Origin of the sequence: Streptomyces sp. B5E4, assembly GCF_039871555.1 — a bacterium.
Classification (GTDB): Bacteria; Actinomycetota; Actinomycetes; order Streptomycetales; family Streptomycetaceae; genus Streptomyces.
The window spans coordinates 358,245-384,563 of the sequence record NZ_JBDPMI010000002.1; the positions used below are offsets into that span (position 1 = coordinate 358,245).

General features: G+C 73.8%; 20 protein-coding genes, 1 pseudogene and 1 riboswitch. Of the genes and pseudogenes, 14 read left to right on the plus strand and 7 right to left on the minus strand.

Going from position 1 to position 26,319, the window contains the following annotated elements; all coding sequences use genetic code 11:
• Nucleotides 1–34: 34 nt before the first annotated feature.
• Together ABGA99_RS04150 and ABGA99_RS04155 are read right to left on the minus strand one after the other, a co-directional pair.
• Nucleotides 35–853 (minus strand): M15 family metallopeptidase, encoded by an 819-nt coding sequence (locus ABGA99_RS04150; protein ID WP_347579132.1) that lies wholly within the window; start codon nucleotides 851–853, stop codon nucleotides 35–37.
• 97 nt (nucleotides 854–950) lie between these two features.
• A complete protein-coding gene (locus tag ABGA99_RS04155) occupies nucleotides 951–3,287 on the minus strand; it encodes a TIM-barrel domain-containing protein (protein WP_347582166.1) in 2,337 nt (778 codons plus the stop codon).
• Nucleotides 3,288–3,545: 258 nt separating this feature from the next.
• Here ABGA99_RS04155 and ABGA99_RS04160 point away from each other — a divergent pair, with 258 nt between their 5' ends.
• Both ABGA99_RS04160 and ABGA99_RS04165 read left to right on the plus strand, forming a co-directional pair.
• Nucleotides 3,546–5,615, plus strand: coding sequence for an acetoacetate--CoA ligase (locus tag ABGA99_RS04160; protein ID WP_347582167.1), 2,070 nt, complete (start codon nucleotides 3,546–3,548; stop codon nucleotides 5,613–5,615).
• 70 nt (nucleotides 5,616–5,685) lie between these two features.
• On the plus strand, nucleotides 5,686–6,564 hold the full coding sequence (locus ABGA99_RS04165; RefSeq protein WP_347579135.1) for a hypothetical protein: 879 nt from the start codon (nucleotides 5,686–5,688) through the stop codon (nucleotides 6,562–6,564).
• Nucleotides 6,565–6,591: 27 nt separating this feature from the next.
• Here ABGA99_RS04165 and ptsP read toward each other — a convergent pair whose 3' ends face one another.
• The gene (gene ptsP, locus ABGA99_RS04170) at nucleotides 6,592–8,262 is read right to left on the minus strand and encodes a phosphoenolpyruvate--protein phosphotransferase (RefSeq protein ID WP_347579136.1); all 1,671 of its coding nucleotides are present in this window, start codon (nucleotides 8,260–8,262) and stop codon (nucleotides 6,592–6,594) included.
• A gap of 100 nt (nucleotides 8,263–8,362) precedes the next feature.
• Nucleotides 8,363–8,812 (minus strand): PTS glucose transporter subunit IIA, encoded by a 450-nt coding sequence (locus ABGA99_RS04175; protein WP_347579137.1) that lies wholly within the window; start codon nucleotides 8,810–8,812, stop codon nucleotides 8,363–8,365.
• A gap of 337 nt (nucleotides 8,813–9,149) precedes the next feature.
• On the opposite strand from ABGA99_RS04175, the gene ABGA99_RS04180 reads away from it, so the two are divergent.
• The 10 genes and pseudogenes from ABGA99_RS04180 (at nucleotide 9,150) to ABGA99_RS04225 (ending at nucleotide 19,366) form a co-directional block, all read left to right on the plus strand.
• Nucleotides 9,150–9,770: a CDP-alcohol phosphatidyltransferase family protein gene (locus tag ABGA99_RS04180; protein ID WP_347579138.1), complete on the plus strand. Its 621-nt coding sequence runs from the start codon at nucleotides 9,150–9,152 to the stop codon at nucleotides 9,768–9,770.
• 47 nt (nucleotides 9,771–9,817) lie between these two features.
• Nucleotides 9,818–12,313: a mannose-1-phosphate guanyltransferase gene (locus ABGA99_RS04185; RefSeq protein ID WP_347579139.1), complete on the plus strand. Its 2,496-nt coding sequence runs from the start codon at nucleotides 9,818–9,820 to the stop codon at nucleotides 12,311–12,313.
• A gap of 81 nt (nucleotides 12,314–12,394) precedes the next feature.
• Nucleotides 12,395–13,288, plus strand: coding sequence for a DUF881 domain-containing protein (locus ABGA99_RS04190; protein ID WP_347579140.1), 894 nt, complete (start codon nucleotides 12,395–12,397; stop codon nucleotides 13,286–13,288).
• Complete coding sequence (locus ABGA99_RS04195) at nucleotides 13,285–13,617, plus strand: small basic family protein (RefSeq protein WP_027744874.1); 333 nt, start codon at nucleotides 13,285–13,287, stop codon at nucleotides 13,615–13,617. Before ABGA99_RS04190 ends, ABGA99_RS04195 begins: the two co-directional genes overlap by 4 nt.
• A gap of 533 nt (nucleotides 13,618–14,150) precedes the next feature.
• Nucleotides 14,151–14,864, plus strand: a pseudogene (locus tag ABGA99_RS04200) (DUF881 domain-containing protein); the annotation flags it as partial.
• 162 nt (nucleotides 14,865–15,026) lie between these two features.
• On the plus strand, nucleotides 15,027–15,845 hold the full coding sequence (locus ABGA99_RS04205) for an FHA domain-containing protein (RefSeq protein ID WP_347579286.1): 819 nt from the start codon (nucleotides 15,027–15,029) through the stop codon (nucleotides 15,843–15,845).
• 33 nt (nucleotides 15,846–15,878) lie between these two features.
• Nucleotides 15,879–16,595, plus strand: a complete 717-nt coding sequence (locus tag ABGA99_RS04210; protein WP_347579141.1) for a MerR family transcriptional regulator — start codon at nucleotides 15,879–15,881, stop codon at nucleotides 16,593–16,595.
• A 53-nt stretch (nucleotides 16,596–16,648) separates the two neighbouring features.
• Nucleotides 16,649–17,122, plus strand: coding sequence for a bifunctional nuclease family protein (locus tag ABGA99_RS04215; RefSeq protein ID WP_027769953.1), 474 nt, complete (start codon nucleotides 16,649–16,651; stop codon nucleotides 17,120–17,122).
• Between the two features lie 209 nt (nucleotides 17,123–17,331).
• Nucleotides 17,332–17,880 (plus strand): MerR family transcriptional regulator, encoded by a 549-nt coding sequence (locus tag ABGA99_RS04220; protein ID WP_347579287.1) that lies wholly within the window; start codon nucleotides 17,332–17,334, stop codon nucleotides 17,878–17,880.
• A 115-nt stretch (nucleotides 17,881–17,995) separates the two neighbouring features.
• Nucleotides 17,996–19,366, plus strand: a complete 1,371-nt coding sequence (locus tag ABGA99_RS04225; protein ID WP_347579142.1) for a DNA polymerase IV — start codon at nucleotides 17,996–17,998, stop codon at nucleotides 19,364–19,366.
• On the opposite strand, the gene ABGA99_RS04230 is transcribed toward ABGA99_RS04225, so the two are convergent.
• Nucleotides 19,367–19,771, minus strand: a complete 405-nt coding sequence (locus tag ABGA99_RS04230; protein WP_347579143.1) for a PRC-barrel domain-containing protein — start codon at nucleotides 19,769–19,771, stop codon at nucleotides 19,367–19,369. It abuts the gene before it with no gap.
• Nucleotides 19,772–19,912: 141 nt separating this feature from the next.
• A riboswitch (glycine riboswitch) is annotated at nucleotides 19,913–20,009 on the plus strand.
• Nucleotides 20,010–20,187: 178 nt separating this feature from the next.
• Between ABGA99_RS04230 and gcvP the strand changes: the two genes are divergently transcribed.
• Nucleotides 20,188–23,085, plus strand: a complete 2,898-nt coding sequence (gene gcvP / locus ABGA99_RS04235; protein WP_347579144.1) for an aminomethyl-transferring glycine dehydrogenase — start codon at nucleotides 20,188–20,190, stop codon at nucleotides 23,083–23,085.
• Nucleotides 23,086–23,232: 147 nt separating this feature from the next.
• Here the strand turns inward: gcvP and ABGA99_RS04240 are convergent, their stop codons facing one another.
• Both ABGA99_RS04240 and ABGA99_RS04245 read right to left on the minus strand, forming a co-directional pair.
• Nucleotides 23,233–23,439, minus strand: a complete 207-nt coding sequence (locus ABGA99_RS04240) for a DUF5999 family protein (protein WP_347579145.1) — start codon at nucleotides 23,437–23,439, stop codon at nucleotides 23,233–23,235.
• A gap of 256 nt (nucleotides 23,440–23,695) precedes the next feature.
• Entirely contained in the window at nucleotides 23,696–24,280 is a 585-nt protein-coding gene (locus ABGA99_RS04245; protein WP_347582168.1) for a hypothetical protein, read from the minus strand.
• Nucleotides 24,281–24,737: 457 nt separating this feature from the next.
• On the opposite strand from ABGA99_RS04245, the gene ABGA99_RS04250 reads away from it, so the two are divergent.
• Nucleotides 24,738–26,231 (plus strand): glutamate--cysteine ligase, encoded by a 1,494-nt coding sequence (locus tag ABGA99_RS04250; protein WP_347579147.1) that lies wholly within the window; start codon nucleotides 24,738–24,740, stop codon nucleotides 26,229–26,231.
• The last annotated feature ends 88 nt before the right edge of the window (nucleotides 26,232–26,319 follow it).

The window sequence follows — 26,319 nt, forward strand, 5'->3', positions numbered from 1 at the left end:
CGGTACGCCGCCGGCCGCGCTCCGTCAGCGACCGTTACCCGGACAGCGAGCGGCGGTGGACCGGGAAGTCGAAGTACGTGTCCGGGAACGGCTCGTCCGCGAGCCCGAAGTGCCACCACTCGTTCGCGTAGTTCACGAAACCCGCCACCTCCAGGCCGTCCTTGAGCCGCAGCCGGTTCGCGCGCTGCTCGCCCTCGACCCGCTCGTCCAGGGTGTGGCTGAGAGTGTCGAAGCAGTCGTAGCCGGTGGCCATGTCGATCGAATTGTCCGGGAAGCGCTCCTGCTGCGGGGCCGCGCAGTCGACGAGCGGTTCGCCCGGCTCGTACGGGCGGGTGTGCCCGGCCGGCAGCTTCACCAGCGTGAGGTCCACGACGCTGCCCCGGCTGTGGCCGGAGCGGGCGGCGATGTAGCCGTCCTCGAAGAGCCGGGATTTGTCGACGCGCGGGTAGAACTCGTCCTTCATCGCCTGGTCGTCCAGGTCCTCGGCCCAGGTGACGAACTGGTCCACGGCGCGCTGCGGGCGGTAGCAGTCGTAGACCTTCAGGGAGTAGCCGTCCCGGAGGAACGCCCGCTGTGCCTTCTTCAGCGCCCGGGCGGCGTCCTCGGTGAGGATGCACATCGGCTTGCGGTAGCCGTCGATGCGCTCGCCGGTGAAGTTGTGCGGGGTGACGTAGCGGATGTCGTGCAGGATCGTCGGGTCCACGTCGGAGAGCGCGACGAACTCCTTCGGAGCCTTCGGCTCCGGCTGCGCGGTGGCCGGGGGCGCCACGGTGGCGGTGACGGCGAGAGCCGCGGCGGCGGCCAGGACGGCGAGCCGGGACAGGGGGCGCGCGAGGGCGGCGTTCATGGGCATGGCCCTTTCACTACCGCACCGGGGGCGCGCGGGGAAGGGGACGTGACAGGGCCGTTCGGATGGCCGGAACCGCGGGCCGGCGTGCCCGTACGGGCGGCTACCCGCCCCGTACCCGCACCGGCAGGTCGGGCTCCGCGCCGTCCTCGCTCCGCACCGTCGTCCGGCCCCCCGTCCACCGGGTCACGTACCGCTCCAGCCGCGGCGCCTCCCAGCCGTCGCCGTCGTCCCGTACGACCACGCCGCCGCCCGTGACGCCGGGCGGCGGCGCCCAGACCTCCAGCTCCGTCCCGCCGTCCGCACCCGCCACCGGCAGCACCGCGCCCGCCCGGGCCAGCACCGGCACCCGGGCGAGTGGTGCCTCCAGTTCCACGGTGCCCGGGCCCTGCAGGGCGCGGCCGGTCGCCGTGTCGTACCACCGTCCCAGCGGCAGCCGCACCGCCCGCCGCCGCGCCCCCGCGGCCAGCACCGGCGCCACCAGCAGCGCGTCGCCGAGCAGAAAGGCGTCCTCCGTCTCGCGCAGCGCCCGGTCCGCCGGGTCGTACCACCACGTGGGACGCACGTAAGGCGCGCCGGTGCGTTCCGCGAGCCGGGCGAGCGTCGAGAGATACGGGCGCAGGCGCTCCCGCTCGCGCAGCGCCGTGCCGGCGTGCGCCAGCACCTCGGGCCCGAACTCCCACGGCTCGCGCCGCCCGGCGTCGAACGCGCAGTGCGTGCGGAACAGCGGCAGGTACGAGCCGAGCTGGAACCAGCGCAGATACAGCTCGGGCTCCGGCCGCCCGCTGAACCCGCCGACGTCGGGGCCCGAGTAGGGCACCCCGCACAGGCCCAGGCCGACCACGAGCGCCAGCGACGCGGACAGCCCGGGCCAGCCCGTGGCCACGTCGCCCGACCAGGTGCCGCCGTAGCGCTGCAGGCCGGCCCAGCCGGAGCGGGAGAACAGGAACGGGCGGCGGTCGGGCTGCAGACCGGTCAGCGCCCCGTACGCGGCGCGGGCCATCTGCAGGGCGTAGACGTTGTGCGCCTCGCGGTGGTCGCCGCCGCGGCCCTCCAGGTCGTGCCGGGCGGAGCGGGGCAGGGTCTTCTCGCCGAAGGCGGTGAAGGACGCGGGCTCGTTCATGCCGTGCCAGAAGCCGGCGAAGCCCTGCTGCAGCCGCTCCGCGTAGAGCCCGCCCCACCACTTGCGTGCCCGCGGGTCGGTGAAGTCGGGGAAGACCGCGTCGCCGGGCCACACCACGCCGCGTACGGGCCGGCCGCGCGCGTCCCGGACGAACGCGTCGGCGGCCACGCCCGCGTCGTACACCGGACGGCCCGGCTCGGCCTTCACCCCCGGGTCGACGATCGAGACCAGGTGCACGCCGTCCGCGGCCAGCTCGCGGGCCAGCCGGGGCAGGTCGGGGAAGCGGTCGGGGTCGGCGGTGAAGACGCGGTGGCCGTCGTGGTGGTCGATGTCGAGGTGCACCGCCGCCAGCGGCAGCCCGCGCTCGCGGTAGCCGCGCACCACGCGGCGTACGCCCTCGGCGCCGCCGAAGTCCCACCGCGCGTGCTGGTAGCCGAGCGCAAACGCCGGGGGGACGGCGGGGGCGCCGGTGAGCGCCGTCCAGCTCTGCAGGACGCGGGCGGGGGTGCCGGCCATCACCCAGTAGCGCAACGGGCCGCCGTCCATGCGCACCTCGATGCGGCCGGGGCGGTCGTGGCCGGAGCCGGCGCCCTCCGTGCCGCGCTGCAGCTCGACGCCGCCGTCCCAGGAGTTGTCGTGGAAGAGCAGATGGCAGCCGGCGTCGGAGACGACGAACTGCACGGGCATCGTCAGGGACAGCGGGTCGTCGCCGGGGGCGAAGGCACCGCCGGGGTCGCTGTTCCACAGGCGGTAGCGGCCGTCCGGCAGGGAGGGGCCCGCGGAGCGGCCGCCGAGCCCGAAGAACCGGGCGTCCGGGGTGACGTGGGCGCGCTGCACCCAGCGCCGTGTGCCCTCGCCTTCGCCGTCTGCCGGGGAGCCGACCGGCGACTCCCACCAGCGCGGCGGCTGCTCCCGGCGCAGCACCACGCCCGCCGGCGTACGCACCTCCACCGCCCCGCGCCGTGACACCGCCACCGTGACCCGCTCCGACACCACCCGCCAGCCGCCGCCCGCCGCGTCCGGTTCGAGCTCCACGCGCGCGTCCGTCTCCGGCCCGCGGGCCAGCGCGTACGACGGCTCCGGCTCCGCGCCGTCCCAGCCGCAGAACACCGCACCGGCCGTCGTCACCCGCAGTTGCAGCGTGGAGCGGGCGAAGCGGATCACGCCGCCGCCCGGCGCCGGCTCGGCCGCGATCGCGAGCCCCGGCACCCGGGCCCGCTCCACACGGCGGCGGGGGAGCGCGGCGGCGTCGGCCCGCCGGTTCCGCACGGCGGCGCGCAGTGCGCGGACACGCCGGGTGAGGGCGGAGGGATCCATGCTGATCAGCCTGCCACCGCTCACCACGACGGGCGAACGAGTTCAACCGCTGTTCACCGGGAGTGCGGTCGCGCGCCCCCTGTGCCGCCGTACGACGGCACGGATACGGGTCGTACTGGTGCCGCATTCGATCACGTGGCATCGTCTCACCGGAGCACCGGCCACCCTCGCCGGGCGCTCCGTGAGCGCCGCGGCCGCCCCACCGGGCCGGCGGCGGCGCAGACCCTCATGCGGATGCCGTACCACGGGAGTCACGCCATGCCGAGCCAGCCGCCCACCGAGCCGTCCGCGCCACCGGCGCCGTCCGCGGGCTCCGCGTCGCCCGAGCCGCCCGCGGCGCTGTGGCGGCCCGGTCCCGAGCGCGTCGAGAAGGCACAGCTCACCCGCTTCCACCGCTGGGCCGCCGAGCACCACGGCGCGCCCGCGCCCGTGCCCGGCGACCCGGAGGCGAACTACGCGGCGCTGCACCGCTGGTCGGTGGCGCCGGACGGCGGTCCGGAGCGGTTCTGGCGGGCGGCGGCCGAGTGGTTCGACGTCCGGTTCTCCAGCCCGTACGAGACGGTCCTCGCGGACGCCGCCATGCCGGGCGCCCGCTGGTTCCCCGGCGCCCGGCTCAACTACGCGGAGCGCGCGCTGCGCGACCCCGGCACCGCCGCAGGACCCGCGCTGCTGCACGTCGCCGAGGGCGCCGAGCCGCAGCCCGTGAGCAGGGCGGAGCTGCGGGCGCAGGTCGGCTCGCTGGCGGCGGAGCTGCGCCGGCTCGGCGTACGGCCCGGGGACCGCGTGGGCGCGTACCTGCCGAACATCCCGCAGGCCGTCGTCGCGCTGCTCGCGACCGCCGCGGTCGGCGCCGTGTGGACCTCCTGCTCCCCGGACTTCGGCGCCCGCAGCGTCCTGGACCGCTTCCGCCAGGTCGAGCCGGTGGTGCTCGTCACCGTCGACGGCTACCGCTACGGCGGCAAGGAGCACGACCGCCGCGAGACCGTCGCGGAGCTGCGCCGCGAACTGCCCACCCTGCGCGCCGTCGTGCACGTCCCGCTGCTCGGCGCCCCGCCGCCCGAGGGCGCGCTGGAGTGGGACGCGCTGGTGGCCACGGGCGCCGAACCGGTCTTCGAGCAGGTGCCGTTCGACCACCCGCTGTGGGTGCTGTACTCCTCCGGCACCACCGGCCTGCCCAAGGCGATCGTGCAGTCGCAGGGCGGCATCCTGCTGGAACACCTGAAGCAGCTCGCGCTGCACTGCGACCTCGGTCCGGGCGACCGCTTCTTCTGGTACACCTCCACCGGCTGGATGATGTGGAACTTCCTCGTCTCCGGCCTCCTGGTGGACGCCACCGTGATCACGTACGACGGCAGCCCCGGCTACCCGGACGTCGGGGCGCAGTGGCGGGTCGCGGAGCGCACGGAGGCGACGTTCTTCGGCACCTCCGCGGCGTACGTCATGGCCTGCCGTAAGGCGGACGTGCACCCGGGCCGCGATCTGGACCTGGCGCGGGTGCGGTGCGTGGCGACGACGGGCTCGCCGCTGCCGCCGGACGGCTTCCGGTGGATCCACGACGAGTTCCACCGGGCGGGCCCGGAGGGTCCCGCCGACATGTGGATCGCCTCGGTCAGCGGCGGCACGGACGTGTGCAGTTGCTTCGCCGGCGCGGTGCCGACGCTGCCGGTGCACATCGGCGAGCTGCAGGCGGCGTGCCTGGCCACGGACCTGCAGGCGTGGGATCCGGCGGGCGAGCCGGTGACGGACGAGGTGGGCGAGCTGGTGGTGACGCAGCCGATGCCGTCGATGCCCGTACGGTTCTGGAACGACCCGGACGGCGAGCGCTACCGCGACAGCTACTTCTCGACGTACCCCGGCGTGTGGCGGCACGGCGACTGGATCACGCTCACCTCCCGCGGCTCGGTCGTCATCCACGGGCGCTCCGACTCGACGCTCAACCGGCAGGGCGTCCGCATGGGTTCCGCGGACATCTACGAGGTGGTGGAGCGGCTGCCGGAGGTACGGGAGTCGCTGGTCATCGGCGTGGAGCAGCCGGACGGCGGGTACTGGATGCCGCTCTTCGTCCAACTGGCCACGGGTGCACGGCTGGACGACGGCCTGCGGGACCGGATCCGCGCGGTGCTCCGCGAGCAGCTTTCGCCGCGGCACGTGCCGGACGAGGTGATCGAGGTGGAGGGCGTGCCGCACACGCTGACCGGCAAGCGGCTGGAGGTGCCGGTCAAGCGGATGCTGCAGGGCACGCCGCTGGAGAAGGCGGTCAACCCGGGATCGGTGGACCGGGTGGACCTGCTGAGGTTCTACGAGCGGCTGGCGCGGTCGCGGAGCTGACCGCGGGGATTGTCAGACTCCTCGATTACGGTGCGTAGTGACTGGTTGCGCTCCGTAGAGGGGGAGAGTCATGGCGCGTACGAGGACGGATGCCCGGCTGCTGCGCCGGGAAATGCCGGGTGCGGTGGGGCTGTTGGCGGATGCCGCGGACTTCGCGGCGATGCGGCGGTATGCGAGCTTTCTGTTCGACGACCACGCGGCGTATCTGCGGCAGGTCGAGGGCGTCCTGCGGGCCCGCGCCACGCAGGGGGCGTTCACGACGGTGGCGCTCTTCGACCCGCCGGGCTTCGCCCGCTTCTGCGCGGAACGGGGCCTGGAGCCGGACACCCCGACGAGCCGCTGCCGCTACGTGGCGGAGTCCGCCGCCCGCGGCCCGGCGGTGCCGTACGGGGGCCAGCCGATGGACCGCCTGGTGCCCCAACTGCTCGACGCGGCGGCCCGCAGCCGCTCCCGCGAACGCGCGGCGACGCTGCTGGCGGCGGCGGGCCGGTGCGAGGACTGCGGCGAACACCGCGCGGATGCGGCACTGGCCCGCGCGGGCCTGCTGGTCGACCGCCTGACGGAGGCCCTGGGCCCGGGCGCGCACCACGTGGTGAGTACGGTCCGCTCGGCTGGCTTCCCGCTGGTCGCGGTGGCCCGCAGCGCGGAGCCGGCGGGCCCGCCGCGCCTTCGCCCTCCGGACGGAGAGGGTCTGCGACTGGTGCTTGCGGCAGGGATCGCCACGTCGGGGACGGGCGGGGTGGTGGCCCGGACGACGGGGGCGGACGGCAGGGAGGGGGTACGGGGCTGGCGGCTACGGGACGGCTGGCTGGACCCGTTGACGGAGAAGGAGGTCTACGCGGCCTACTGCACCGACGCCAGAACGGGAGCCCCCCTGCCCCCGGAACCCGACGTCACCTACCGCGCCGGCGCCCCGCTGCCCCGCCCGGAGAAGGGCTGCCACCGATGACGGCGCGCCGGGGTCGGAAAACAGCCCCTACTCGCCCGACAGGACCGTTCGGGCGGCCTCCCGGGCCTCCTCCGCCGTGTCCGCGGCCCGGGCCGCGGACGCCGCGCGCTCGCACTGCGCCAGCGTGTGCTTCGCCAGTGTCGCCCGGACGTACGGGATCGCCGCCGCGCCCATCGACAGCGACGTCACCCCCAGCCCCGTCAGCACGCACGCCAGCAGCGGGTCCGACGCCGCCTCGCCGCACACACCGCAGCTCTTGCCCTCCGCCTTGGCGCCCTCCGCCGCGAACGACACCAGGTCCAGCAGCGCCGGCTGCCACGGGTCCTGCAGCCGCGACACCGCCCCGACCTCCCGGTCGGCGGCGAAGGTGTACTGCGCCAGGTCGTTCGTCCCCAGCGACAGGAACTCGACTTCCTGCAGGATCGCCCGCGCCCGCAACGCCGCCGCCGGGATCTCCACCATGGCCCCGGCCTTCGCCGCCAGCCCCGCGTCGCGGCACGCCGCCGCGAAGTCCGCGGCGTCCTGGCGGTCCGCGACCATCGGCGCCATCACTTCGAGGTACACCGGCAGCCCGACCGCCGCCTTGGACAGCGCGGTGAGCTGCGTGCGCAGCACGTCGGGGTGGGCCAGGAGCGACCGCAGTCCGCGGACGCCGAGCGCCGGGTTCGGCTCGTCGGCCGGGGTGAGGAACTCCAGCGGCTTGTCGGCGCCCGCGTCCAGGACGCGTACGACGACCCGCCCTTCCGGGAACGCCTCCAGCACCTGGCGGTACGCAGTGATCTGCGCCTGCTCCGACGGCGCCGTCCGGCTGTCGTCCAGGAACAGGAACTCCGTGCGGAACAGCCCCACGCCCTCCGCGCCCGCCGCGACGGCCGCCGGCACGTCCGCAGGGCCGCCGACGTTCGCCAGCAGCGGCACCTTGTGCCCGTCGGAGGTCGCCCCGGGGCCGGTGGCGGCCGCCAGCGCCGCCTTGCGTTCGGCGGCCATCTGCTCCATCTCCGCGCGCTTGTCGGGCCCGGGTTCGACGAACACCTCGCCGGTCGAGCCGTCGACCGCCACGACCGTGCCCTCCGCGAGCTCGACGGCGCCCGGCAGTGCCACCACCGCCGGGACACCGAGCGCCCGGGCGAGGATCGCGCTGTGGCTCGTCGGCCCGCCCTGCTCGGTGACGAAGCCGAGGACGAGCGAGGGGTCGAGGAGCGCGGTGTCGGCGGGCGCCAGGTCGCGGGCGATCAGTACGTACGGCTCGTCGCTGTCCGGCACCCCCGGCATCGGCACCCCCAGCAGCCGGGCGACGATCCGGTTGCGGACGTCGTCCAGGTCCGCGACCCGCCCGGCCATGTACTCCCCGGCCCCGGCGAGCAGTTCGCGGTACGCCGCGAAGGCGTCGTACGCCGCGCGCTCGGCGGAGGAGCCGACGGCGATCCGCCGCTCGACGTCCGCCGCCAGCTCCGGGTCCTGCGCGATCATGGCCTGCGCTTCCAGCACGGCCTGCGCCTCGCCGCCGGCCAGGTTGCCGCGCGCCACCAGGTCGGCGGCCACCGCCTCCACGGCCTTGCGCACCCGCTCCTGCTCGCGCGGCGCCTCGGCGGCGGGAATCTGCTTCGCGGGCGGTTCGAGCACCGCGGTGCCCATGTGCCGTGCCTCGCCGATCGCCACCCCGTGGCTCACGCCGACGCCTCGCAGTGTCGTCTCCATGTCACCAGTCTTCCGCAAGTGCGCGGCGGCGTCCCGCCGTGGCTGTCGTACGCGCACGGGCCGCAGCGCCGGGGCCCGCCGGTCGGTCACCGCCGACTCGTCACTTCCAGGTGAACAGCGCCTCGCCGGCCTTGATCTCTCCGTCCTCCGCCACCGCGGACAGCGCCCCCTCGGCCGCCTCCAGCGCCACCACCGGCGAGATCGGCGACTTGCCGGCCGCCTCGACGGCGACGGTGTCCCAGCGGACGAGGGGCTGCCCGCGCTCGACCCGGTCGCCCTTGGCGACGAGCAGTTCGAAGCCCTCGCCGTTGAGCTGAACGGTGTCGAGGCCGAGGTGGGTCAGCACGCCGTGCCCTTCGTCGTCCATGACGACGAAGGCGTGCGGGTGCAGGGAGAGCACCAGGCCGCCGATCGGCGCGACCGCCTCGGCGGGCCCGCGCTCGGGGTCCACGGCGGTGCCGGGACCGACCAGCGCCCCCGAGAAGACCGGGTCGGGCACGGCGGCGAGCCCGATGGCGCGGCCGGTGAGCGGGGACGAGACTTGGGTCATGCCGGGGCCTCCAGAAGACACAGGGGGGTCGGCGCCGCCCGCGTCCACGGGGGCCGCGCCGCTCCTGAAGCGTAACCAATCGGAATTTACCGTTCCGTATCGAGGGGAGTCCGCCGGTGCCCACCCCCACCCGGCCCCCGAGCTGCCCACCACCCAACCCCCCGGCCCGTCCCCCGCGCGAGCGCCCCGACCGTACCCCGCATCGCCCCCCGCCCGGCTCTCCGCACCTGCCCCCGATCCGGCCTGCGCGCGGGCCCGTTCCCGCCGGCGGGTAAGGTCAGAACGCGTCGCCGGCGCGTCTGGCGGCACCGGCGGGAACGGACGGGGAGGCACGCGGGTGGAGGTCCAGGAGAGGGCTGAATCGACGGACCGGATCTTCACCGTCCCCAACCTCCTCAGCATGTCCCGGCTCGTCCTGGTGCCCGTCTTCCTGTGGCTCATCCTCTGGCCGGAGTTCGGCGGCCCGAACGCCGACGGCTGGGCGCTGGCGATCCTGGCGTTCAGCGGCCTCAGCGACTACCTCGACGGCAAGCTCGCCCGGCGCTGGAACCAGGTCTCGAACCTGGGCCGCATCCTGGACCCGGCCGCCGACCGGCTGTACATCCTGGCCACGCTCGTGGGCCTGACCTGGCGCGGGATCCTGCCGCTGTGGCTGATCGTCCTGCTGCTGTCCCGCGACGCGATCGTCGGCGTGGCCGTCTATCTGCTCGGCCGGCACGGCTACCCGCCGCCGCAGGTGAACTTCCTGGGCAAGTCCGCCACCTTCTGCCTGATGTACGCCTTTCCGTTGCTCCTCCTCAGTGACGCAAGTGGATGGGTGTCGTCACTCTCTGCTATTTTCGGATGGGCGTTCGCCGGCTGGGGTACAGCGCTGTACTGGTGGGCCGGCGGCCTCTACCTCATCCAGGTGCGCCGTCTCATCCGGGAAGACGCCCGCGCGGACACCACCCCTGACTAGGCGGCAGCCGGCATCGCCGTCTCACGCCCAAGGAGGACGCTTCCGATATGAAGGCCGTCGTGATGGCTGGGGGCGAAGGCACCCGCCTGCGCCCCATGACCGCGAGCATGCCCAAGCCCCTGCTGCCGGTGGTGAACCGGCCGATCATGGAGCACGTCCTGCGGCTGCTCAAACGCCACGGGCTGACGGAGACGGTGGTGACCGTCCAGTTCCTCGCCTCCCTGGTGCGGAACTACTTCGGGGACGGCGAGGAGCTCGGCATGGAGCTCACGTACGCCAACGAGGACCGGCCACTGGGCACCGCGGGCAGCGTGAAGAACGCCGAGGAGGCCCTGAAGGACGACTCGTTCCTGGTCATCTCCGGCGACGCGCTCACCGACTTCGACCTCACCGACCTGATCGCGTTCCACCGCGAGAAGGGCGCCCTGGTCACCGTCTGCCTCACCCGGGTCCCCAACCCGCTGGAGTTCGGCATCACCATCGTCGACGAGGAGGGCAAGGTCGAGCGGTTCCTGGAGAAGCCCACCTGGGGCCAGGTCTTCTCCGACACCGTCAACACCGGCATCTACGTGATGGAGCCCGAGGTCTTCGACTACGTGGAGGCGGACACCTCCGTCGACTGGTCGGGCGACGTCTTCCCGCAGTTGATGAAGGACGGCAAGCCCATCTACGGCTACGTGGCGGAGGGCTACTGGGAGGACGTCGGCACCCACGAGAGCTACGTCAAGGCGCAGGCCGACGTGCTGGAAGGCAAGGTCGACCTCGATCTCGAGGGCTTCGAGATCTCGCCCGGGGTCTGGGTCGCCGAGGGCGCCGAGGTGCACCCCGAGGCCGTCCTGCGCGGCCCGCTCTACATCGGCGACTACGCCAAGGTCGAGCAGGGCGCCGAGGTCCGCGAGCACTCGGTCCTCGGCTCCAACGTCGTCGTCAAGCAGGGCGCGTTCCTGCACCGCGCCGTCGTCCACGACAACGTCTACATCGGCGGCCACAGCAACCTCCGCGGCTGCGTCATCGGCAAGAACACCGACGTCATGCGCGCCGCGCGGATCGAGGACGGCGCCGTCATCGGCGACGAGTGCCTGATCGGCGAAGAATCGATCATCCAGGGCAATGTGCGTGTCTACCCCTTCAAGACCATCGAAGCGGGCGCGTTCGTCAACACCTCGGTGATCTGGGAGTCGCGTGGTCAGGCGCATCTTTTCGGCGCCCGCGGCGTCTCCGGCATCCTCAACGTCGAGATCACCCCCGAACTGGCCGTCCGGCTGGCCGGGGCCTACGCCACCACGCTGAAGAAGGGCTCCAGCGTGACCACCGCCCGCGACCACTCCCGCGGCGCCCGTGCGCTCAAGCGCGCGGTGATCTCCGCGCTCCAGGCCAGCGCCATAGACGTACGGGACCTGGAGAACGTGCCGCTGCCCGTGGCCCGGCAGCAGACCGCGCGCGGCAGCGCCGGCGGCATCATGATCCGCACCACCACGGGCGTACAGGATTCCGTCGACATCATGTTCCTCGACGAGCGCGGCGCCGACCTCTCCCAGGGCGCGCAGCGCAAGCTCGACCGGGTCTACGCCCGCCAGGAGTACCGCCGCGCGTTCCCCGGTGAGATCGGCGACCTGAGCTTCCCCGCCAGCGTCTTCGACTCCTACACCGGCTCGCTGCTGCGCGCCGTGGACACCGGCGGCATCGCCGAGGCCGGACTCAAGGTCGTCGTGGACGCCTCCCACGGCAGCGCCGGCCTGGTGCTCCCGAGCCTCCTCGGCCGCCTCGGTGTGGACGCGCTGACCATCAACCCGGGCCTGGACGAGTCCCGGCCGACCGAGACACCGCAGTCGCGCCGCGCCGGCCTGGTCCGTCTCGGCGAGATCGTGTCCTCCGCGCGGGCCGCCTTCGGCGTGCGCTTCGACCCGGTCGGCGAGCGCATCTCGCTGGTCGACGAGAAGGGCCGGATCGTCGAGGACGACCGGGCGCTGCTGGTCATGCTCGACCTCGTCGCGGCGGAGCGCCGCAGCGGCCGGGTGGCGATGCCGGTGACGACGACGCGTATCGCCGAGCAGGTGGCCGCGTACCACGGCACACAGGTGGAGTGGACGACGACCTCACCCGACGACCTGGCCCGGGTGGCGCGGATGGACGACACCGTCTTCGGGGGCGACGGACGCGGCGGCTTCATCGTCCCGGAGTTCTCCTCCGTCTTCGACGGCGCGGCCGCCTTCGCCCGGCTCACCGGCCTGGTCGCCCGCACCCAGCTCACCCTCAGCCAGATCGACGCCCGCATCCCGCAGGCCTACGTGCTCTGCCGGGATCTGGCCACGCCGTGGGCCGTCAAGGGCATGGTCATGCGCCGGGTGGTGGAGGCCGCGGGCTCCCGCGACGTCGACACCACCGACGGCGTACGCGTCGTGGAGGCCGACGGCCGCTGGGTGCTGGTGCTGCCGGACCGCGGCGAGGCGGTGACGCACCTGTGGGCCGAGGGGCCCGACCAGGCGTCCGCCGAAGCCCTGCTCGACGAGTGGGCGGCAGTCGTGGACGGGAGCGGCGACTGACGCGGGCACAGCGGAGCGAGAGTTCACCCAACCCAGGGGTCGCGGCACCATAAGGGCTCCCGGCGTGCAACGATGTCCGGCATGCCGCAGCAGCCCCCCGAACGGAGCAGCGCACCGGCACGCCCCCGTCCGGACGCCTCCATGTCGCTGCTGACCCGGCTGATGGATCACAGCCTGGACGACGGGTACGCCGAGGCCGCCGCGCGCCACGGCGCCCGCCCGCGCGGCGAGCGGCTTCCGCAGCGCCTGCGCGGGCGGGCCTGGCTGGCCGCCGGCCTGGTGCTGACCGCGCTGGTCCTCACCGTCGGCGCCGCCGAGGCGCGGATCGATGCGCCCGACCTCGCCCGCGAGCGCGAGGAGCTGATCGAGCGGGTCGAGGACCGGACCGCCGCGGCGGACGACCTCGACCGGACGGTGGAGCAACTGCACGGCGAGGTGGCCGACCGGCAGCGCGAAGCGCTGGAGGAGAACGGCAGCGACCACGCGGCGCTGCTCGCGCTGCTGGCCGGAGCCGCCCAGGCCGAGGGCCCCGGCGTACGCCTCGTGGTCGACGACGCCGCCGACGCGGGCACCGGCGCGGCCGGCGGCCCGCGCAGCTCCACGAGCTTCGCCGACGACGGCCGGGTACGCGACCGCGACCTGCAGCGCATCGTCAACGGCCTCTGGCTCGCCGGCGCCGAGGCCGTCTCCGTCAACGGCCGCCGGCTCACCGCCCTGTCGGCGATCCGCGCGGCCGGCGACGCCATCCTCGTCGACAACCGCCCGCTGGCGCCGCCGTACACGGTGCTGGCCATCGGCGACGGCGAGCGCCTCCTGGAGCGGTTCCGGGAGAACGCCGACGGCCACTACCTGGACGTGCTCCAGGACAACTACGGCATCAGGGCCGGGATCTCCGCACGCGACGACCTCCGGCTGCCGGCCGCCACCGGCCTGTCCCTACGCCACGCAGAACCGAAGGAGAACAACCCCTCGTGATCGCCGTACTGGGCCTGGTCGCGGGCATCGTCATGGGCCTGGTGGTCCAGCCCGTGGTGCCGGCGGGCCTGGAGCCGTACCTGCCCATCGCCGTCGTCGCCGCGCTCGACGCGGTCTTCGGGGCGCTGCGGGCCATGCTCGACGGGATCTTCGACGACAAGGTCTTCGTGGTGTCGTTCCTGTCGAACGTCGTCGTGGCCGCGCTGATCGTCTTCCTCGGCGACAAACTGGGCGTCGGCGCGCAGCTCTCCACGGGCGTCGTGGTCGTCCTGGGCATCCGGATCTTCTCCAACGCCGCCGCCATCCGGCGGCACGTCTTCCAGGCGTGATGCCCGTGTCCGACGAGACTCCGCCGAACTCCCCGCACCCGGGCGACCCGCCCGCCGCGTACCCGCAGGGCACGCCGGGCGTACCGCCCACACCGCCGCGCCCGCCGGCGCCCCGGCACCAGCCGCCGCGGCACGCCTCGCGCGAGCATCCGCCGCCGCGCCACTCGCGCGACCAGCCGCCGGCACAGCCGCCACGCCACGCCTCCCGTGAGCAGCCGCCGCAGCCGCCGCGCAAGCCACCGCCGCAGCGGTCCGAGGGGCCGCAGCCGCCCGTACAGCGGCAGCCCGGACAGCAACCGCCCGCACAGCGGTCCCCCGGACAGCAGCCGCCCCGGAAGGCCCCGGCACCGCAGCCTCCGGGGCAGCGCCCCCCGGGGCAGCAGCGCCCGTCGGCGCAGCAGCAGCGTCCGCCCGTACAGCAACGGCCCGCCGCGCCGCAGCTCCCCGGGTCCCCGCCACCGGAGCGCACGGCGCCCGCGGAGCGCTCCGCGCCCCCCGAGCCGCCGGCCCCGCCCGAGCCGTCGCTCGGCGCCGGCCGGCGCCGCCTGGTCGACGCGGTGTGGCCGCTCCGGCTGACCCGCTCCCAACTGATCGTCGCCCTGCTGCTGTTCGTCCTCGGCCTGGGCCTGGCGATCCAGGTCCGCTCCACCGGCGAGTCCAGCGCGCTGCGCGGCGCCCGGCAGGAGGACCTCGTACGGATCCTCGACGAACTGGACGACCGCACCCAGCGTCTTGAGGACGAGCGCGAGCGGCTGGAGGACCAGAAGGCGGAGCTGGAGAACAGCTCCGACCAGGCGGAGGAGGCGCGCCGCCAGACGGAGGCCAAGGAGCGCCAGCTCGGCGTGCTGGCCGGCACCGTCGCCGCCGAGGGTCCCGGCATCGAGATCACCGTCCGTGGCCCCGAGGGCGCCGTCGAGGCGGACATGCTGCTGGACACCATCCAGGAGCTGCGCGCCGCCGGCGCGGAGGCGATCCAGATCAACGGCGTGCGCGTGGTCGCGGGCACGCACTTCGCCGACGCCGGCGAGAGCGACGTGGCGATCGACGGCCGCAGGGTCTCCCAGCCGTATGTCTTCCGCGTGATCGGCCGCGCCGAGGATCTGGAGCCCGCGCTGAACATCCCCGGTGGGGTGGTTCAGACCATGGAGGAGGAGCAGGCTACGGTGTCCATCGAGCCCCGGGACACGGTCCTCGTGGACGCCTTGCGGCGGGAGAAGCGGCCTGACTACGCTCGGTCGTCGTCGTAACCTCACGGTTACGAGGGGTCGACGCATCGGCTGCGGTCGCGTAAGGGAAACTGTCCGGGGGTTGTGGACGTTCAGTGAATGTCCGGTGCCGCTGATGCGCGTGTCGAGTGACCTGCTCGCGCACGGGTCTGTCCGACGGTCAAGGGGAAATCGCCCGTGAAGTTGTTCGCTAAGTTGTTCGGGAGGGGCTCGGCGGATCGGCCGGGTCGGCACCGCGCCGCGTCCCAGGGCGGCGAGGCCGGCGAGCGTGCCTTGTACCGGGATCAGGCGCCTCCGCCGCCCGGCGACATTCCGGGTGGTCAGGGCGAGTCATATGTTGACCCTGCCGCATCGGGCCGCATAGGTTTCGGGGAACCGTCAACCTCAAGTGCGGGTAGAGGGTTCGCCCCCGGCTCGCATCCGCCCGACGCCGCTGCGGGCGCTCCGCAGCAGGAGGCACAGTCCATGGACCTGCCGGTATGCAACAGGTGCGGGGCCCGGAACGCCCAGGCGAGCCGGTTCTGCTCCAACTGCGGCGCCCCGCTGCGGGCCGGTGTGGCCGAGCGTCCCTCGGAGACCACCACCACGATCTCCATCTCGGGCATCGAGGCGTACGAGGCCGAGGTCGCCAGCGGCGGGCAGACGCTGCCGCCGCTGTCGCCCGAGGCGCAGGCGGCCGTCGACGCGCTGCCGGCGGGCTCCGCGCTGCTCGTCGTCCGCCGCGGCCCCAACTCCGGGGCCCGCTTCCTGCTGGACAGCGAGCTGACCACCGTCGGGCGCCATCCGCAGAGCGACATCTTCCTGGACGACGTCACGGTCTCCCGGCGGCACGTGGAGTTCCGCAGGACCCCTGACGCCAGGTTCTCGGTCGCCGACGTCGGCAGCCTCAACGGCACGTACGTCAACCGCGAGCGGATCGACGAGTTCGAGCTGACCAGCGGGGACGAGGTGCAGATCGGAAAGTTCCGGCTGGTCTTCTTCGCCAGCCGGCGCACCGCCTGACGGCGGGGAGCAGACGACCACGGGACGGAAGCGATGGGCGACACCCCGAGGGGCGGCACCGCCGCTCCGGAAGCGGACCGGCCGGAACGACGCCGGGCGCGCGACCGGCAGTTGAGCATCGGGGGCGTCCTCGCCGTGCTCCGCGAGGAGTTTCCCGAGGTCACCATCTCCAAGATCCGCTTCCTGGAGTCCGAGGGCCTGGTGGAGCCGCAGCGCTCGCCGGGCGGCTATCGCAAGTTCGGCGCCGCGGACGTCGAGCGGCTGGCCCGGATCCTGCGCATGCAGCGGGATCACTACCTGCCGCTCAAGGTCATCCGTGAGCAGTTGGACGCCGAGCCCGTGGCCGGGACCGGGGCCTCCGCCGCCGCGGAGGCCCCGCACGATCCCCGTATCGACCGCGCGACGCTCCTGCGCACCGCCGCCGTCGGCGAGGACGAGCTGGCGTCCTGGGAAGAATTCGGCCTCGTCGCCCCGGACGCCGACGGGCTCTACGACGCGGACGCGGCCGCCGTCGCCCGCCTCGTCGCCGAGCTGGGCAGCTACGGGCTGCAGGCGCGCCACCTGCGCGGCCTCAAGGCCGCCGCCGACCGCGAGGCCGGCCTCGTCGAACAGGTCATCGGCCCGCTGCGGCGGCACCGCAGCCCGCAGACGCGGGCCCATGCGGAATCCACCGCCGAACGGCTGATCGAGCTGTCCGCGCGGCTGCACACGACCCTCGTACGGTCCTCACTGCGGGTCGCCGGCAACTGACCGGTCCCGTGCTCGACTACCCAAAACCGCCGGGGTCGGCCTAGGGTTGCTGTGTGAACGAGCTCGACGTTGTGGGTGTCCGCGTGGAAATGCCCTCGAACCAACCGATCGTTCTCCTGCGTGAAGTGGGCGGCGACCGGTACCTCCCCATCTGGATCGGTCCGGGGGAGGCGACGGCCATCGCCTTCGCGCAGCAGGGCATGACCCCCGCGCGCCCGCTGACCCATGACCTGTTCAAGAACGTGCTGGAAGCGGTCGGCCAGGAGCTGTCCGAGGTACGGATCACGGACCTGCGGGAGGGCGTGTTCTACGCCGAGCTGGTGTTCTCGGGCGGCGCCGAGGTGAGCGCCCGCCCTTCCGACGCCATCGCGCTCGCGCTGCGCACCGGCACGCCGATCTACGGCAGCGAGGGAGTGCTCAACGACGCGGGAATCTCGATCCCGGACGAGCAGGAGGACGAGGTGGAGAAGTTCCGCGAGTTCCTCGACCAGATCACGCCCGAGGACTTCGGTACGAACCCCCAGTGAGAGCCGCCCGCGGTGGCCCGCCCGGGCCTACCGTGCGAGCGGCGTCGTCAAACCACCCGTAGGGTGATCAGCACCCGGCGTGCCCCGTGTGGCGTTCGTTGACGCGCCCGGGGCGACTGCCTACCGTCGGGAGGCAGGTCAGGGAGCGGGAGGTCGGCGTGGTGGTCACGGGCGGCGGGAGATCGGCCGGAGGGGGCGGACCAGTTCCGCTGCACGGGCATGGCGCGGAGCCCGCGAGGCGGCCGCAGGCCGCCGTGGCGGCTCCGGACGAGGTCGGCTACCGGGGGCCCGCCGCGTGCGCCGCGGCCGGCATCACGTACCGCCAGCTCGACTACTGGGCCCGTACGGGGCTGGTCGAGCCCGGCGTCCGCCCCGCGCACGGCTCGGGCGCGCAGCGGCTCTACGGCTCGCACGACGTCGTCGTACTCAAGATCGTCAAGCGGCTGCTGGACGCGGGGGTCTCGCTGCAGAGCATCCGGACGGCGGTACGCCACCTGCGCGCCACCGACCCGGCCGACCTGCGGCGGATGACGCTCATCAGCGACGGCGCCACGGTCTACGAGTGCACGTCCCCCGACGAGGTCGTCGAGCTGCTCCAGGGCGGCCAGGGGATCTTCGGCATCGCCGTCGGCGTGGTCTGGAGCGACGTGCAGGCGGCCCTCGCACAGTTGCACGCGGAGCGCATCGACACCGGCGAGACGCTGGTCGGGCACAACGCCGCCGACGAGCTGGCACGCCGCCGCACCCGCGCCGGCTGACGCCCCTCCGGGGCCCCGTCCCGTAGGGCACGCACTCCCGGCCCGTACGGCGCCGTCAGGGGCCGCCGGACGGCCGCTGCGGGCCGATGTCGTACCCATGGGGGACCATCACCGTGTGAGAAGCGCGCCGTCGGTCCTGCACCTGGACATGGACGCGTTCTACGCCGCCGTCGAGCAGGTCGCCAAGCCGAGCCTGAAGGGCAAGGCCGTGATCGTCGGCGGCCTCGGCCCGCGCGGCGTGGTGGCCACCGCGTCGTACGAGGCGCGGGTCTTCGGGGTGCACTCGGCGATGGCCATGGGCATGGCCCGCCGACTCTGTCCGAACGCCGCGTTCCTCATCCCCCGCTTCCGGCTCTACCAGCAGGTAAGCGGCCAGGTCATGGCGCTGCTCGGGGCGCTGTCGCCGCTGGTGGAGCCGCTGAGCCTGGACGAGGCGTTCGTCGACCTCGAAGCCGGCGGCACGCCCGCCGAGGAGGAGGCGCTGCGGGGCGTGGCGCGGCGGCTGCGCGCGGACATCCACGCCGCCACCGGGCTGACGGGCTCCGTCGGGCTCGCCGCCTCCAAGATGCTCGCCAAGGTCGCCTCCGAGCTGGCCAAGCCGGACGGTCTCGTCGTGGTCCCGCCGGGCGGCGAGCGGGCGCTGCTGGGGCCGATGAACGTGCGGACGCTGCCGGGCGTCGGCCCGGCGACGGCGGACGCGCTGCGCCGGGCCGGGATCACCACGGTCGGGGAGGTCACGGACGCCGGCGAGGACGAGATGGTGCGGCTGCTGGGCAAGGCCCACGGCACCGGGATCCACGTGATGGCGCTGGGCCTGGACGAGCGGCCGGTGGTCGCGGACCGGGACACCAAGTCCGTCTCCGTCGAGGACACCTTCGACGTCGACCTCACCGACCGGGTCCGGATCCGTACGGAGGTCGAGCGGCTGGCGCGGCGGTGCGTGACGCGGCTGCGCGGCGCGGGGCGCTCCGGCCGCACGGTGGTCCTCAAGGTCCGGCGGTACGACTTCTCCACCCTCACCCGCTCCGAGACCCTGCGCGGGCCCACCGACGACCCGGCCGTGGTCACCGAGGCGGCGCTGCGGCTGCTGGACAGCGTCGAAACGACCGCGGGCGTGCGACTGCTGGGCGTCGGGGTGAGCGGGCTCGCGGACTTCACGCAGGAGGACCTGTTCGCGCAGGCGGGCCAGGCGCCGGAGGTGCGGCACGGGCCGGTGGACGCCGACGGGCCGGTGGCGCTGCCGCCGCCGGAGCCGCCCCCGTCGCCCGCCACGGCGGAGCCGGAGCCGGCGGCGCCGCGCTGGCTGCCGGGGCTGGACGTGCGGCACGCGGAGCACGGCCCCGGCTGGGTGCAGGGCAGCGGCGTCGGCCGGGTCACGGTGCGGTTCGAGGTACCGGGCTCGGCGCCCGGACGGGTGCGCACGTTCGCCTCGGACGACCCGGCGCTGGAGCCGGCGGACCCGCTGCCGCTGGTGCCCGGCGGCTGATCAGTCGTCGGAGCCGGCGACCTCGCCGAAGTCCCGGTCCTGCGCCCGCTGCTGCCGCGGGTGGGCGTTGGCGACGTCCGGCGGCAGCGTCATGCCGTAGTGGTGGTAGAGCTGGAGTTCCTGCGCGGGGGAGAGGTGCCGGCCGACGCCGAATTCCGGCGCGTCCTTGATCAGCTCCCGTTCGAACGGCACCCGCAGCCCCTCGTCCGCCAGCTCGCTCGGCCCCAGCGGCACGAACGCGTCCCGGTGGAACAGGCCCGTGCGCAGCGCCGCCCACTGCGGGGCGCCCGTGGCGTCGTCGAGGTACACCTCGTCGACGGTCCCGAGCTTGTCGCCGTTGCTGTCGTACGCGCGCACGCCGATCAGGCTCCGGGGGTCGATGTCGGTCTGCACGGTGCCTCCCACGTCTCGTCACAGCTCCGCTGCCTCCACGTAACGGCACATCGCGCCTCGCGGCCACTCGGCGGGCGCCGGCCGGGGCGCACGGGAACGAGCGCCCGCGCCGGGATGCGCGGGAGCGTGCGCTGGTACGCTGATCGTGGCTGCAGACCCCGTGCGGGAGAGTCCTCCGTCCGCCAGCCGGAGGCGCCGAAGGAGCAACTCCTCCCCGGAATCTCTCAGGCCCCCGTACCGCACGGACGAGGTCACTCTGGAAAGCAGGGCGGGCCGCCGCGCGGCCCTTCCTCACCGACGGTGCAAGCCGGGCCGCGCCCAGTCAGGGCGTACCGGTGAAGCTCTCAGGTCCGGATGACAGAGGGGGAGGCCGTACGGGTGCCCGGCCCAGGGGCATCCGCGAAGGTCCGCGCGACCAGGAGGCCCCTTTGTCCGAGACGAACGCCCACCGCATCCCGCTTTCCGCCCTGGAGCGCGGCACGCCCTTCGAGCAGCGCCACATCGGCCCGGACACGGCCGATCGGGCCAAGATGCTCGCCCAGGTCGGTTACGGCTCGCTGGACGAGCTGACGGAGGCCGCCGTACCCGGCTCGATCAAGGGCACCGGTGCGTTCACGCTGCCCACGGCGCGCTCCGAGGCCGAGGTGCTGGCCGAGCTGCGCGGCCTGGCGGCGCGCAACGAGGTGCTGACGTCCATGATCGGCCTCGGCTACCACGGCACCCACACGCCACCCGTCATCCTGCGCAACGTCATGGAGAACCCCGCCTGGTACACGGCGTACACCCCGTACCAGCCGGAGATCTCCCAGGGCCGGCTGGAGGCGCTGCTCAACTTCCAGACCGTCGTCTCCGACCTCACCGGGCTGCCCACCGCCGGTGCCTCGCTCCTCGACGAGGGCACGGCCGCCGCCGAGGCGATGGCCCTGTCCCGGCGCGTCGGCAAGGTCAAGGACGGCGTCTTCCTCGTCGACGCCGACACCCTGCCGCAGACCGTCGCGGTGCTGCGCACCCGCGCCGAGCCGACCGGCGTCGAGGTCGTCGTCGCGGACCTCGCCGACGGCATCCCCGCGGAGGCCGCGGAGCGCGGCGTCTTCGGCGTGCTGCTGCAGTACCCGGGCGCCTCCGGTGCCGTACGCGACCTCGCGCCCGTCATCGAGCGGGCGCAGGAGCTGGGCGCCGTCGTCACCGTCGCCGCCGACCTCCTGGCGCTGACCCTGCTGACCTCGCCCGGGGCGCTGGGCGCCGACATCGCGGTCGGCTCCAGCCAGCGCTTCGGCGTTCCGATGGGCTTCGGCGGTCCGCACGCCGGCTACATGTCCGTACGCGAGAAGTTCGCGCGCAGCCTGCCCGGGCGCCTCGTCGGCGTCTCCAGGGACGCGGACGGCGCGCAGGCGTACCGGCTGGCCCTCCAGACGCGCGAGCAGCACATCCGCCGCGAGAAGGCCACCAGCAACATCTGTACCGCGCAGGTGCTGCTCGCGGTGATGGCCTCGATGTACGCCGTCTACCACGGCCCCGAGGGCCTGGCGGCCATCGCCCGGCGCACCCACCGCTTCGCCGCGATACTCGCCGCGGGTCTGAGGGCCGGCGGCGCCGACGTGGTGCACGACGCGTTCTTCGACACCGTCACCGTCCGTGTCCCCGGCCGGGCCGCCGAGGTGACCGCCCGGGCCCGCAACGCCGGCGTCAACCTCCGTCTCGCCGACGCCGACCACGTCGGCATCTCCTGCGACGAGACCACCGTCCGCGACCATCTGGACGTCGTCTGGGACGCCTTCGGCGTCACCGGCCGGGACGTCGGGGAGCTGGACGCCGCCACCGACGACGCGCTGCCCGCCGGGCTGCTGCGCACCGACGAGTACCTGACCCACCCGGTCTTCCACCGGCACCGCTCCGAGACCGCCCTGCTGCGCTACCTGCGCACGCTCTCCGACCGGGACTACGCGCTGGACCGCGGCATGATCCCGCTCGGCTCCTGCACGATGAAGCTCAACGCGACCGCCGAGATGGAGGCCGTCACCTGGCCCGAGTTCGCCGGGCTGCACCCCTTCGCGCCCGCCGACCAGGCCGAGGGCTATCTGACCCTGATCCGCGAGCTGGAGGACGGCCTGGCCGCCGTCACCGGCTACGACAAGGTCTCCCTGCAGCCCAACGCCGGCTCGCAGGGCGAGCTGGCGGGTCTGCTGGCCGTACGGGCGTACCACCGCGCCAACGGCGACGAGCGCCGTACGATCTGCCTCATCCCGTCCTCCGCGCACGGCACCAACGCCGCCTCCGCGGTGATGGCCGGCATGAAGGTCGTGGTCGTCAAGACCGCGGAGAACGGCGAGGTCGACGCGGACGACCTGCGTGCGAAGATCGAGCAGCACGGTGCCGAACTGGCCGTGCTCATGGTCACCTACCCCTCCACGCACGGCGTGTTCGAGGAGCACATCACGGAGATCTGCGACGCCGTGCACGCCGCCGGCGGCCAGGTGTACGTGGACGGCGCCAACCTCAACGCGCTCGTCGGCCTCGCCGGTCCCGGGAAGTTCGGCGGCGACGTCTCGCACCTGAACCTGCACAAGACGTTCTGCATCCCGCACGGCGGCGGCGGCCCCGGGGTGGGCCCGGTCGCGGTCCGCGAGCACCTGGCCCCGTACCTGCCGAACCACCCGCTGCAGCCCGCCGCCGGCCCCGAGACGGGCGTGGGCCCGATCTCGGCGGCGCCGTGGGGCTCGGCCGGGATCCTGCCGATCTCGTGGGCGTACATGAAGCTCATGGGCGAGGGCGGGCTGCGCCGCGCCAGCCAGGTCGCGGTGCTCGGCGCCAACTACGTGGCCAAGCGTCTCGAACCGCACTTCCCGGTGCTGTACACGGGTCCCGGCGGGCTCGTCGCGCACGAGTGCATCGTCGACGTACGGCCGCTGACCAAGGCGACCGGCGTGTCCATCGACGACGTGGCCAAGCGGCTGATCGACTACGGCTTCCACGCCCCGACGATGTCGTTCCCGGTGGCCGGGACGCTGATGATCGAGCCGACCGAGAGCGAGAACCTGAGCGAACTCGACCGGTTCTGCGAGGCGATGATCGCGATTCGGCGGGAGATCGAGCGGGTCGGCACGGGGGAATGGGACAAGGACGACAACCCGCTGGTCGGCGCGCCGCACACCGCGGCGCAGCTCGCGGGGGAGTGGAAGCACCCGTACGGGCGCGAGGAAGCCGTCTTCCCGGCCGGGGTGACGCCCGCGGACAAGTACTGGCCGCCGGTGCGCCGGATCGACGGTGCCTACGGCGACCGCAACCTGGTGTGCTCCTGCCCCCCGCTGGACGAGTACGACGCCTGACGTACGCCCGTACACCCACTGCCCCGGCCCGGCGTCCCGCGCCGGGCCGGGGGCGTGCGGAGCTCGTGCGTGCGGGAAGGGTGCGCGGCCGCGCGCACCCGGCCGGCGTGCGCCTGCCGGGTGCGCCGCCTGAGCCGGCCGGGCCGGTCAGGCCGCGGCGGTCACGTCGTCGGCGTTCGGCGGCCGGTGCGGCGCGATGATCCGGCCGTCGGGCAGCAGCTCGCCCGTGTCCTCGAACAGCAGAACGCCGTTGCAGAGCAGGCTCCAGCCCTGCCCCGGGTGGTTCGCCACCGGGCGCGCCGCCTCCCGGTCGGTGGACTGGGCGGTGGGACAGGGTGGCTGGTGCTGGCACATGGCTGGGTACTCTCGCCGTTTCGTGGTCTCGGTCCTGCGGTCTGCAGATGTCATCGCCGCCCCCGTGTCGACTCGTTCCGCAACCAGTGTTCCCCCGCGCGCGTCAATCCGCAGGGATTTACCGGCAGGAGGTCTCCTGGGCAGAAGACGCATCACCCTCGCGGGCGGTTGCTCGGTGCAAGACCATCCTTTCGGGGGGTGCACCGGCCGGAGTGGACTAGTCCACAGCGGTGATCAGACCGTGACCTCGCCGTGATCAGGCGGAGGAGCCGAGCAGCCGCGCGCCCGCCAGCCGGTCGCGCAGCGCGGGCAGCAGGTCGCCGGCGCGGTGCGCGCCGTACGCCCGGATGCCGGGCGGGGCGGGCGCCAGCGGCACCAGCAGATCCGCCGGGTCGATCGCGCCCGACTCGGCCGGCGCGGCGGCGTCGGCGCGCAGCCAGAGCGTCACCATGTACAGCTCGGGCACGGACAGCAGCCGCGGCTGCAGCAGGGCGGGCAGCGACTCGGCCTGGCGCAGGGCGCGTTGGGTGGAGGCGACGTACGGGCCCTCGGAGAAGTGCGAGAACGCCCAGCCGTCCGGGGTGATCCGCGCTTCCGCGGCGGCGACGACCCGGCCCTCGGCGGCGAGGTGGAACCGCCAGCCGGTGAGCGCCGCGTGCGGCGCGGCGTCCGCGGCGCCGACCTCGTCGAGGACGTGGACGGGCAGCGCGTCCGTCGTGTCCGCCGGGCCCCCCGACACCGGCGCGAGCATGCGGGTCCCGCGCACCGCCGTCGGGGACTTCAGCGCGGCGTTGACGCAGCGCAGAGCCGGGGAGGGGGGCGTAAGGACGCTGAGCGGCATAGGGGTCGCCTACCTTCGACAGACGTGGAGCAGAGCAGGGGGCAAGATGCGGACGGCGCTGTCTGCTAGCGGGGTCAGAGGGGACCGCGTCCGTGCAAGGGGGCGCCAACTCTCTGCCTCGTTCGCGAATTTTATACGACTACCGGTGGAAGTCCTTCCACCCCGCCGTCCGGGTGAATTGCGCAAGAGGATTCTCGGTCGAATATCCTCTGGTGTTTCCGGAAGATCAGCGAGAATCGCCTGACGGGCGCGGTAACGGCCGGCACCCGGGGTCGGCCGGATCTCGTCGGTGATTGCGACCAATCGACGAGCGCTACCGCGTGAGTCCGACGGTGTGCAGTCGGAACGATGCCGTCCGGCGCGGGCGGCCAGCGTAGCCGACGATACGGCGGCTGCGGGCGTCAGGGTACCCGCGTCTGGGCATCATCCCGGGCAGCCGAGCCGAGGAGGAACCTCGATGGGCGAGAAGGTCGTGGCCGGCGGGTTCGACCTGTCCGACCGCCAGCGCTATCGGCAGCGGCTCCGCGAGTGTCTCGCGGGGCTGGAGCGACTGCTGGAGGAGAAGAGATTCGACCGCCCGCAGAATCTGATGGGGCTGGAGATCGAGTTGAATCTCGTGGGCGCGGACGGCATGCCGCGCATGATGAACACGGAAGTGCTGGAGCGCATCGCGAGCCCCGATTTCCAGACCGAGCTCGCCCAGTTCAACCTGGAAGTCAATATCGCGCCCCACCGGCTCGGCGGCCGGGTGCTCGACCAGCTCGCGGAGGAACTGCGCACCGGGCTCTGGTACGCCGACCGGCAGGCGCGCGAGGTGGACGCCGGGATCGTGATGATCGGCATCCTGCCGACGCTGACCGCCGCCGACCTGGTCTCCGCCAACCTCTCCGAGGTCGACCGCTACCACCGGCTCAACGAGCAGATCCTCGCCGCCCGCGGCGAGGAGATCCACCTCGACCTGCGCGGGGTGGAGGAGCTGACGTACACCACGGGCTCCATCGCCCCCGAGGCCGCCTGCACCTCCGTCCAACTGCACCTCCAGGTCACCCCCGGGAGGTTCGCGGACGTCTGGAACGCCTCCCAGGCGGCGGCGGCCGTGCAGATCGCGCTCGGTGCCAACGCGCCCTTCGTCTTCGGCCGCGAGCTGCTGAGCGAGTCGCGGCCCGAGCTGTTCCTCCAGGCCACCGACACCCGCCCGCCGGAGCTGCGCGCACAGGGCGTGCGCCCGCGGGCGTGGTTCGGCGAGCGCTGGGTCACCGAGCCGCTGGAGCTGTTCGAGGAGAACATCCGCTACTTCCCCTCGCTGCTGCCGCTGTGCTCCGCGGAGGAGCCGCTGCGCGTGCTCGACGAGGGCGGGGTGCCGGAGCTGTCCGAACTGGTGCTGCACAACGGCACCGTCTACCGCTGGAACCGGCCCGTGTACGACATCGCCGGCGGCGTCCCGCACCTGCGGGTGGAGAACCGGGTGCTGCCCGCGGGCCCGACCGTCACCGACGTCGTCGCCAACGCGGCGTTCTACTACGGGCTGGTGCGTACCCTCGCCGACGAGCAGCGGCCCGTCTGGGGCCGGATGCCCTTCGACGGCGCGGCGGCCAACTTCGCCGCCGCCTGCCGGGACGGCATCGACGCCACCCTCGTGTGGCCGGGGCGGCGGCGGCTCGGCGGGGTGGCGCGGATGCCGGTGGCCAAGCTCGTCCTGGACGAACTGCTGCCCATGGCCGCCTCCGGGCTGGACGCCTGGGGTGTCGACCCCGCCGACCGGGACCGCTACCTCGGCGTCATCGAGGAGCGCTGCCGGCGGCGGGTCAACGGGGCGTCCTGGCAGTCGGCGGCGTTCCACCGGGCGCTGGGCCGGGGGCTGGACCGCGGGGCGGCACTCGCGGAGATGACGCGGCGTTATGTGGAGCTGACCCGTACGGAGGAGCCGGTGCACCGCTGGCCGGTGGACTGACGCCGGGCCCGGTGGCGGACGCGGTGGGGCCGGCGCGTACGGCCGGAGCGGCCGTAGATACGGGCCGCGTCCGGGTCCGTACGGCCTG

Bases quoted from the DNA above. Each gene is read 5' to 3' on its own strand.
- ABGA99_RS04150 (WP_347579132.1), bottom strand. From the start codon at position 853: ATGCCCATGAACGCCGCCCTCGCGCGCCCCCTGTCCCGGCTCGCCGTC.
- ABGA99_RS04250 (WP_347579147.1), top strand. From the start codon at position 24,738: ATGGGCGAGAAGGTCGTGGCCGGCGGGTTCGACCTGTCCGACCGCCAG.
- ABGA99_RS04165 (WP_347579135.1), top strand. From the start codon at position 5,686: ATGGCGCGTACGAGGACGGATGCCCGGCTGCTGCGCCGGGAAATGCCG.
- ABGA99_RS04175 (WP_347579137.1), bottom strand. From the start codon at position 8,812: ATGACCCAAGTCTCGTCCCCGCTCACCGGCCGCGCCATCGGGCTCGCC.
- ABGA99_RS04240 (WP_347579145.1), bottom strand. From the start codon at position 23,439: ATGTGCCAGCACCAGCCACCCTGTCCCACCGCCCAGTCCACCGACCGG.
- ABGA99_RS04210 (WP_347579141.1), top strand. From the start codon at position 15,879: ATGGGCGACACCCCGAGGGGCGGCACCGCCGCTCCGGAAGCGGACCGG.
- ABGA99_RS04190 (WP_347579140.1), top strand. From the start codon at position 12,395: ATGCCGCAGCAGCCCCCCGAACGGAGCAGCGCACCGGCACGCCCCCGT.
- ABGA99_RS04155 (WP_347582166.1), bottom strand. From the start codon at position 3,287: ATGGATCCCTCCGCCCTCACCCGGCGTGTCCGCGCACTGCGCGCCGCC.
- ABGA99_RS04245 (WP_347582168.1), bottom strand. From the start codon at position 24,280: ATGCCGCTCAGCGTCCTTACGCCCCCCTCCCCGGCTCTGCGCTGCGTC.
- ABGA99_RS04185 (WP_347579139.1), top strand. From the start codon at position 9,818: ATGAAGGCCGTCGTGATGGCTGGGGGCGAAGGCACCCGCCTGCGCCCC.
- ABGA99_RS04160 (WP_347582167.1), top strand. From the start codon at position 3,546: ATGCCGAGCCAGCCGCCCACCGAGCCGTCCGCGCCACCGGCGCCGTCC.
- ptsP (WP_347579136.1), bottom strand. From the start codon at position 8,262: ATGGAGACGACACTGCGAGGCGTCGGCGTGAGCCACGGGGTGGCGATC.